General features: G+C 57.5%; 7 protein-coding genes and 1 tRNA gene. 2 read left to right on the top strand and 6 right to left on the bottom strand.

Features of this window, described 5'->3' with window-relative positions:
* Window positions 1–21 precede the first annotated feature (21 nt).
* On the bottom strand, window positions 22–654 hold the full coding sequence (locus C0456_RS17010; RefSeq protein ID WP_291054616.1) for an exopolysaccharide biosynthesis protein: 633 nt from the start codon (window positions 652–654) through the stop codon (window positions 22–24).
* A 76-nt stretch (window positions 655–730) separates the two neighbouring features.
* Between C0456_RS17010 and C0456_RS17015 the strand changes: the two genes are divergently transcribed.
* Both C0456_RS17015 and C0456_RS17020 read left to right on the top strand, forming a co-directional pair.
* Window positions 731–814: transfer RNA gene (locus C0456_RS17015), tRNA-Leu, on the top strand.
* Between the two features lie 186 nt (window positions 815–1,000).
* Complete coding sequence (locus C0456_RS17020) at window positions 1,001–2,191, top strand: integrase arm-type DNA-binding domain-containing protein (protein ID WP_291054619.1); 1,191 nt, start codon at window positions 1,001–1,003, stop codon at window positions 2,189–2,191.
* Between the two features lie 63 nt (window positions 2,192–2,254).
* Here C0456_RS17020 and C0456_RS17025 read toward each other — a convergent pair whose 3' ends face one another.
* The 5 genes from C0456_RS17025 to C0456_RS17045 form a co-directional block, all read right to left on the bottom strand.
* Window positions 2,255–3,034 (bottom strand): uracil-DNA glycosylase family protein, encoded by a 780-nt coding sequence (locus C0456_RS17025; RefSeq protein ID WP_291054622.1) that lies wholly within the window; start codon window positions 3,032–3,034, stop codon window positions 2,255–2,257.
* Window position 3,035: 1 nt separating this feature from the next.
* Entirely contained in the window at window positions 3,036–3,314 is a 279-nt protein-coding gene (locus C0456_RS17030; protein ID WP_291054625.1) for a hypothetical protein, read from the bottom strand.
* Window positions 3,311–4,417: a hypothetical protein gene (locus tag C0456_RS17035; RefSeq protein WP_291054627.1), complete on the bottom strand. Its 1,107-nt coding sequence runs from the start codon at window positions 4,415–4,417 to the stop codon at window positions 3,311–3,313. Before C0456_RS17035 ends, C0456_RS17030 begins: the two co-directional genes overlap by 4 nt.
* Window positions 4,418–4,655: 238 nt before the next feature.
* Window positions 4,656–5,777 (bottom strand): Fic family protein, encoded by a 1,122-nt coding sequence (locus tag C0456_RS17040; RefSeq protein WP_291054630.1) that lies wholly within the window; start codon window positions 5,775–5,777, stop codon window positions 4,656–4,658.
* Window positions 5,778–5,953: 176 nt separating this feature from the next.
* Window positions 5,954–6,310 (bottom strand): cytochrome P450 (locus C0456_RS17045; protein WP_291054633.1); only part of this gene is annotated, 357 nt, incomplete at its 5' end.

Consider the following 6,310-nt stretch of genomic DNA (forward strand, 5'->3'; position numbering starts at 1 on the left):
CCCGCGCAATGCGGCGGCGTGTCACGAGCCCAGAATGGCCGATGAAACATGTGTGATGACGTTGAGGCCGAGGAAGGCCCCGGTGATCAGCGCGCCGACCCAGAGCGTGCCCAGAGTGACGCCGGCGATCACCGCCAGGCCGTCCTTCTGCATCAGGCCAAAGGCGGTCACTGCCACCGCCATGCCCGGCACGGTATTGGTCATCGGCAGGGGCGTCAGGATCGAGGCGGAGAACAGGAAAAGGAAAAAGCCGATCACCCGTTCCGACCGCCGGCCAGTGATCACGCTGAAGCGCGGGCGGATGATCGCCTCGATCCAGCCGAACCATTTGCGCCCGCCGGTGGCCATCTGCGTCAGGCCCTTGCGGTCGATCTTGCGCTTGCCAAGGGTGGCGGGCAGCCAGGGTTCCTCCCGGCCGATCACCATCTGGAAGGCCAGCGCCAGCATCGGCAGCGCCACCACCTGCGGCACGCCATAGAGGAAGGGGATGCAGCAGGGCAGGGCCAGCAGGAACAGGCCCGCGCCAAAGGCGCTCTCGTCCAGCCGGTCAAAGATCTCGCGCAGGGAAAAGCCTTCTTCCGGTGCGGCCTCGGCCAGCACTTCGATGGTCTGCAGCAGGGTGCGGTCGGGATTGGCGGTGATCGGCGGTGTCATGGTCGGCTTTCACTATAGCAGAGAGATTGACATATCACTTCCCTCTGCGGCAGGAGTTTGGCCGTTCTCATGGGATGCCCCTGTGGTGAAATGGTAGACGCGGCGGATTCAAAATCCGCTTCCGAAAGGAGTGCTGGTTCAAGTCCGGCCAGGGGCACCATCCCAAACTCCGTGAGCGTCCGCTCACGTCCAGAAACATCCACAAAAAACAAATACTTATCGCAATTTTGGCGGCTGTTTCGTCCATGGCCGTCCGTTGGCATTTTGCCAAATTTTGGTCGCTTTTTTCGAAATTGTTGGCATTCTCTACGGATCGAAGGGGTAACCTGAGAGGGAAATGCCAACAATGAAACTGACCGACCTTCACATCCGGAAGCTGAAGCCGGGACCGAGAACGGCGCGATACAGCGACGGTCATGGTCTTTTCCTGGAAATCACGCCGCAGGGCTCGAAGCTCTGGAAAATGGCCTACCGGTTTGACGGCAAGCAGAAGACGCTGTCTTTTGGTAAGTATCCCTTCGTATCCCTGCTGCGGGCGCGCGAAAAATGCGCCGAGGCGAAGGCCCAGCTCTATGACGGCCTCGACCCCCGCGAAAAGGAAAAGGCAGAAGCCGCCGTAAAGGTGGCCCGGACAGAGCACACGTTTGCGAAGATCGCGGCGGAGCTGCAGGAGAAGCGCAAGAAGGAGGGGATTTCGAAGACCACGCTCCAGAAGCGGGACTGGTTCATCCGGCTTATAAACAAGGATCTCGGCGACATGCCGATCACCGAGATCAAGCCGGTGGACATTCTCGTGCCGCTCCGCAGACAGGAGGCGCGCGGGAACTACGAAACCGCCCGCCGCATGCGCTCTTCCATCGGGCAGGTGTTCCGCTACGCCGTCGCCACCGCACGCGCCGACCATGATCCCACCTTCGCGCTCAGGGACGCCCTGATCACGCCCAAGGTCCAGCACATGGCGGCGCTGACAAAGCGGGAGGATTTCGCAAGGCTCCTTCAGGTGATCTGGACCTATGAGGCAGGCTCGGAAATCACGCGCTCAGCGCTGAAACTGATGGCCATGCTCTACACCCGGCCAGGCGAGCTGCGGCTCGCGCACTGGAATGAGTTCGACTTCGAGAAGCGGGTCTGGACGCTCCCGGAAGAGCGGATGAAAATGCGCCGGCCGCACCATAAGCCGCTCGCCGAGCCGGTTATCGAGATCCTCCGTAAGCTGCAGGAGCAGACGGGCAACCGCGTCCGGGTGTTTCCGTCGCTTACCGGGAATGACCGGTCGATCAGCGAGAACACGATGAACCAGGCTTTGCGCCGGATGAGTTTCACCAAGGACGAGATGACGCCGCACGGGTTCCGGTCGAGCGCGTCAAGCCTGCTCAATGAAAGCGGGCTCTGGAATCCGGACGCCATCGAAGCGGAACTCGCGCACGCCGACTCCAACCAGGTCCGACGGATCTACCACCGGGCGCTGTACTGGGAGGAGCGGGTCAGGATGGCGGACTGGTGGGCGCAGGAAGTGCTCGCAATGGCGCGGGGATAGCGGGCGTCTGATCCGGAATGAAGTCCCGTCCAATCCGGAATTTGATCAACCTTTGGTCCTTATTCAGGTTTGTCGCGCATTTCTTAGCAGCTCGACTTTTTGGACAAGCGCAGTCTTCGCAAATTCAATTTTTTCAGGGTTGGTCTTTGCTGAAAGCAGGCTTTTTTCTTTTCGTCCAAGAAAGTATGCGATGCGCTCGGAATTTGCGCCACTCGGATGTGGCATTCCGCTCAAAACGTGACTGTGATTCAGTTCTCCCTTTTCCACAAGGTATGCGAGCGCCTCTTCTGCATGCCGGCCAAGCGGAATCCAGACAGCATTTGGCAAAGCCTTGACTTCGGCAGCAAGATACCTGTCGACCATACGTCGCAGGACGGGCGTTCGAAGTGGTGACGGGTTACCCGAGTAATTCTGATTTTTGAAGTACACCGGGTATCTGAGGGCCGAGGTGAAATGAGCAAGACCAGAGTTTGGCACAAAAAATTGCTCAGATGATCTTCTGCCGTAGACAGAGGGAATGCCTATTTCGTCAAGCATCGAAACCAAGGAAGATCGCATGGCTCCACTGAAGCTTGCGAACACCTTTGCGGCCTTGAGGGCTGCCTCGAGCGAAGACCCAGCTATTATTTCCTGCTGGAACTTTCGTAAGGCGTTGCTCGCTTGGGAACGTCCCGGAGTGAGGCCCACGATTACTATCTCCGCTTTCTGTTCAACATAGTCAAACGGAGCGTAGTCCGCGCGAAGTGCGCCCTCCTCCCACAAGACCAGCTGGCTGATCCTATCTCCGTTCGAATAAGCATCGATGTTCAATTCCTGGATGCCCTTGATCAGGGTGGCGTCCATCTCAGTGACCTTCCCTGTAAGCAGCGGTGATAACCCGATCTTCTGAGCTCACGATGATGTAGGCTTTGCGCAGTTGGTCCATCTTTGAGATGTGCCAACTGCCCATGAAGCGCTCGACTTCTTTCCATGCCTTCTTGTCAAACGAATACTTTGAGCTGCCGTCCCCTGCGTGTTCGCGTCTCCCAAAGTCACGCAGCAACCAGATCCCAATCTCCGGAATAGATCTTTGTTGGGATCTCAGTTCGGCGTGTGCTGACAGTTCAAGCTGCCTGCTGCTCATGCGTCGCCTCCTATCAGCGAGGAAAGGCGTACGCGGCGCCAGGATTGTCCGGTTACGATGCCCCAGTTTCCACTTTCCGGGTTGGGGCGCCTCCAGCGGGGCACATCCATCCTGTGGAGTTCGGCCAGCGCGGTCGGATAGTCAGCGATGACCTGCTCATCACCCTTTGCACCAATGGTAAAACCATCTGCCGAAGGATTGCTCCGCATACGCCGCGCCAGATCCGGCGTGAACTCGGAGCCGTCATTTGCTACAGGAATGAAGATGTAATCTTCTGCGACGCCCGATTGTGCTGACTTATTGAGTACAACCTGTTCACCCCATCCGCTGACAAGGGGATAAAGGGCAACAATATCCTTCCAGATGGACGGATAATAGTCGCGGGCCATTAGCCAGGGTTCACAGGCTTCGGGACTGATCAGTCCGTTTTTGTCTACGCGAGGCGCTTCGTCAGTTTTTGCATAGATTGCATTTTGCAGGCGCTTAACAGAAACGTCCGACAATGCCGCCAGTTCGTGTACTGTGAGCGGCTTGGACATATCTAATTTCAGCCGCGCCCTGGCGCGCAGACGGGTTGAAAGAAGGTTATCGATAGCTCCCGACTGTACGGCGACAGCGGGAGTGAGCGCTTCGAGTTGATCAATTCGAGAGCAGACACGTTCAATCCATGCCGGAACATCTGCGAGTTCTTCTACCCGGTGCCGTACCAAAGATTCTGTGGCGGTCAGATATCCGTCGCTGTCCACTTCGCTCCAGCAAGGAAAAATTCCAAACCGTGAAAAAGCGTTGAGCTCCATCAACTCAGCAAAGAAGACGGGATGGCAGGTGTCGTCCATTCCGTCCTTGGTTGACCAGATCGTTTTCCAATCATCGCTGGCGCACACTTTCGGGAAGTTCGTGCCTGTCCATTCTCCCTGAGCGCCGTGCCGTACCGTTTCTCCTAGCAGAGCCATCGAAAGTGCCGCCTTGGAGGCACCAAACATGACTTCCATGAGTTCTCCTGTGAGCGTTAAGAGTCGGATCGCCTCGTCCTGTTCGCTCCATGTTTCAGTCTCGGCATGCTCCTGCCACCGGGCGAGATATTCGTCTTTTAACGTTTCCATAAAGGCTCCATAAAAATGGGGATGTCAGCAATCCCGATTGCCCATATATTGCTTGACGCCTTGGCTTGTCAATGCGCGGGCAGGAAAGAAATCAATATTGCCCAAACAAATGGTGTATTGGACTGCCAGCACTTGCAGTTTCTGTTGGTAGGTGGGCGGGTGGTTAAAGAGCCCCCGAGCCACCGTGAGAGGCGGGGATAGAATGTACGCAGGCTAGGGGCCTTAAGATTCGCGGCGTTCAGGAGGCTTGTGGGGGTACAGCAAAAGGCAGCCAGTAACGCGTGCTGCGGCCACCTCCCGTGACGACCATTGCGCCTAGATCGACAAGGGACTGAAGGTCTCGGGTTGCCGTCGGTTTGGAGGTCTTGGCGATTGAGCCGTACTTTCCTGCGCTCATGCCGCCCTCAAAGCCTTTCGGCCCCTCATCCAGCATCCGCCGGATGACCCGGAGCTGGCGGTCGTTGAAGCTGTCCCTGAAAGCGTCAAAATACTTCACCTTCTGGAGCGTGAACGTGACCTCGGCTTCGGCATCCTTCTGCGCCGTGATGCACACAGTCAGGAAGTATTTCAGCCAGCCGCTGACTTCATTCGTCCTCTGAGCAAAGTTCAGGGCGTCATAATAAGCGTCCCGGTCTGCCTCGATCGCTTTTGAGAGGCTGAGCAGGACGGGCCTGCCGAGCCCCTGGGAAAGGGCCTTTTCTGAAATGGCGCGGCCGATCCTGCCATTCCCATCTTCGAAAGGGTGGACGGTCTCGAAATAAAGATGCGCCAGTGCGGAGCGGACAGGCGCCTGCTTGATGGGGCGCTCGCCCTGCGGCGCGGTCGCGTTGAACCAGTCGATGAACGCGTCCATCATTGCCGGGACGGCAGCCGAAGGTGGCGCCTCGAAGTGCACAGTCTCCCGGCCGATGGGGCCGGAGACGACCTGCATCGGCTCAGCATGGGCGCGCCATGCACCTGCCGTGATGCGCGCATTGCCGCGCATCAGCATGCGGTGCCAGTCAAACAGCATCGTGGCAGTCATGGGCGCGGCAAAGTCCCGCCTGACGGCCACCATCAGCTCGGCAATCCCGATGGCGCGGGCGTCCTTGGCGACGGCTTCCTCTGTAAGGCCGAGATTGCGCCGGATGGACGATTTCACGTCGGCCCTGCTGAGATATTCTCCTTCAATCTCGGACGTCTTGATGGCTTCGGAGACCATGAGGTCAATCAGGGTTTCCGCCTGCGTGCCTTCGGGGAGCGCATCCAGCACGCCGCTGACCCGCCCGACATGCCGCTCGAAAACCGTCAGGTCATCGAGAACATCCGCGATGTCGAAGCAGAAGCGCGTCCAGTCAGGTTGCTGCCAGTTATAAGCCATGAGCCGAATAAAACACGTATTCGGCTCAAAATCACGTTAATTGTGAGCCGAATAATCAGGGTAATCGGCTCATGCAGGCAGATCGAACTCTGAGTCTACTATTCAAGACTTTGCTATTTTGTGTACTTTCAGTACACTAAAAGCGCTCTGATCAAAGAGGGCTTATCGGATCCCGCTCACGCCTTCATGGTCATAGGAAGGTGCTTGAAGCCCCGAACCATGATGTGTTTCACACGGTCTGCGTTCCCAAGATCAAGATCGAAAATTCCCAGTTCAGGGAGGATCTGTTGCAGTAAGGGAGCCAGCATACGTTTTGCTGCCAGCGCGCCGAGGCAATGGTGGGTGCCAGCCCCAAAACCGAAATGCTGGACTTTCCCCCGGTCGATATCAAATCGCGCCGCCTCCGGAATTGACCGCTCGTTCCTGGACGCAGACCCATAAAACAGGACGATCCGCGAGTTGGCCGGAACTTTTACCCCGTCGAGAATGACAACAGTGCCCCTGAATTCCTGGCATCCAAGAAACTCATCATG

Source organism: Hyphomonas sp. (assembly GCF_013823385.1).
GTDB lineage: Bacteria > Pseudomonadota > Alphaproteobacteria > Caulobacterales > Hyphomonadaceae > Hyphomonas.

Coding starts and splice junctions, on each gene's coding strand:
- C0456_RS17035 (WP_291054627.1), bottom strand. CDS start 4,417: ATGGAAACGTTAAAAGACGAATATCTCGCCCGGTGGCAGGAGCATGCC.
- C0456_RS17025 (WP_291054622.1), bottom strand. CDS start 3,034: ATGGACGCCACCCTGATCAAGGGCATCCAGGAATTGAACATCGATGCT.
- C0456_RS17010 (WP_291054616.1), bottom strand. CDS start 654: ATGACACCGCCGATCACCGCCAATCCCGACCGCACCCTGCTGCAGACC.
- C0456_RS17030 (WP_291054625.1), bottom strand. CDS start 3,314: ATGAGCAGCAGGCAGCTTGAACTGTCAGCACACGCCGAACTGAGATCC.
- C0456_RS17020 (WP_291054619.1), top strand. CDS start 1,001: ATGAAACTGACCGACCTTCACATCCGGAAGCTGAAGCCGGGACCGAGA.
- C0456_RS17040 (WP_291054630.1), bottom strand. CDS start 5,777: ATGGCTTATAACTGGCAGCAACCTGACTGGACGCGCTTCTGCTTCGAC.